The sequence below is a fragment of the uncultured Nevskia sp. genome (genome assembly GCF_903885465.1).
Taxonomy (GTDB): domain Bacteria; phylum Pseudomonadota; class Gammaproteobacteria; order Nevskiales; family Nevskiaceae; genus Nevskia.
Genome location: NZ_CAISIQ010000283.1, coordinates 1 through 1,756, shown reverse-complemented (window position 1 = coordinate 1,756; position 1,756 = coordinate 1). Strand labels below are relative to the sequence as shown.

Here is a 1,756-nt window from a genome sequence, read left to right as displayed (position 1 = left end):
AGCATCACATCAACATCATCGATACCCCGGGACACGTCGACTTCACGATCGAAGTCGAGCGCTCGATGCGCGTGCTCGATGGTGCCTGCATGCTGTATTGCGCGGTCGGCGGCGTGCAGCCGCAGTCGGAAACCGTCTGGCGCCAGGCCACGAAGTACAAAGTTCCGCGCATTGCGTTCGTCAACAAGATGGACCGTTCGGGCGCGAACTTCTTCAAGGTCGTCGATCAGATGAAGAAGCGGCTCAACGCCAACCCGGTGCCGATTCAGATTCCGATCGGTGCCGAAGAAGGGTTCCAGGGCGTCGTCGATCTCGTCAAGATGAAGGCCATTCTCTGGAATGAAGCCGACAAGGGCGTGACCTTCGAGTACGGCGAGATTCCGGCCGAGCTCGTCGACCTGGCCAACGAATGGCACGAGAAGATGGTCGAAGCTGCCGCGGAAAGCAGCGACGAACTGATGAACAAGTATCTCGAAGGCGAGACGCTCACCGAGGAAGAGATCAAGGGCGGCATCCGTGCGCGGACGCTGAAGCTTGAAATCTTCCCGATGCTCTGCGGCTCGGCGTTCAAGAACAAGGGCGTGCAGGCGATGCTCGATGCTGTCATCGAGTACCTGCCGGCGCCGACCGACGTGCCGCCGATCGAGGCGCACGACACCGACGACTACGAGAAGATCATCGAGCGCACCGCCGATGACAGCCAGCCGTTCTCGGCGCTCGGCTTCAAGATCATGACCGACCCGTTCGTCGGCACGCTGACCTTCATCCGCGTCTATTCGGGCGTGCTGAAGAAGGGCGACAGCGTCTACAACTCGCGCAGCGGCAAGACCGAACGTATCGGCCGTCTGGTGCAGATGCATGCGAACAATCGCGAAGAAATCGATGAAGTGCGCGCTGGCGACATCGCCGCCTGCATCGGTCTGAAGGATGTGTACACCGGCACCACGCTGGCTGCGCAGAACGCGCCGGTCGTGCTGGAACGCATGATCTTCCCGGAGCCGGTGATTTCGCAGGCTGTGGAACCGAAGACCAAGGTCGACCAGGAAAAGATGGGCATCGCGCTCAATCGTCTTGCCCAGGAAGATCCGTCGTTCCGCGTCCGTACCGACGAAGAGACGGGCCAGACGGTCATCGCCGGCATGGGCGAACTGCATCTGGAAATCATCGTCGACCGCATGAAGCGCGAGTTCAAGGTCGAAGCCAACGTCGGTCCGCCGATGGTGGCCTACCGCGAAACGCTGCGTCGCACGGTTGAAGCGGAAGGCAAGTTCGTGCGCCAGTCCGGTGGTCGCGGTCAGTACGGTCATTGCTGGATCAAGATCGAACCGCAGGAACCGGGCGCCGGTTACGAGTTCGTCAACGGTATCGTTGGCGGTGTGGTTCCGAAGGAATATGTGCCGGCCATCGACAAGGGCATCGTCGAAGCCATGAAGAACGGTGTGGTCGCCGGTTACCCGGTCGTCGACATCAAGGTCACCGTGTTCGACGGCTCCTACCATGACGTCGATTCCAACGAAATGGCGTTCAAGGTTGCCGGTTCGATGGCGTTCAAGGAAGGCGCGCAGAAGGCCAGCCCGGTCATTCTCGAGCCGATCATGGCCGTCGAAGTGGAAACGCCGGAAGACTACATGGGTGACGTCATGGGCGATCTCAATCGCCGCCGTGGCGTGATCCTGGGCATGGACGATGTCGGCGGCGTCAAGGCGCTGAAGGCTGAAGTCCCGCTGGCAGAAATGTTCCAGTACTCGACGACTCT

General features: G+C 60.5%; 1 protein-coding gene. It reads left to right on the top strand.

Annotation, left to right across the window (positions count from 1 at the left end; all coding sequences use genetic code 11):
* On the top strand, positions 1-1,756 hold a 1,756-nt coding region (fusA, locus tag QZY06_RS10620; protein WP_295683882.1), incomplete at both ends, for an elongation factor G.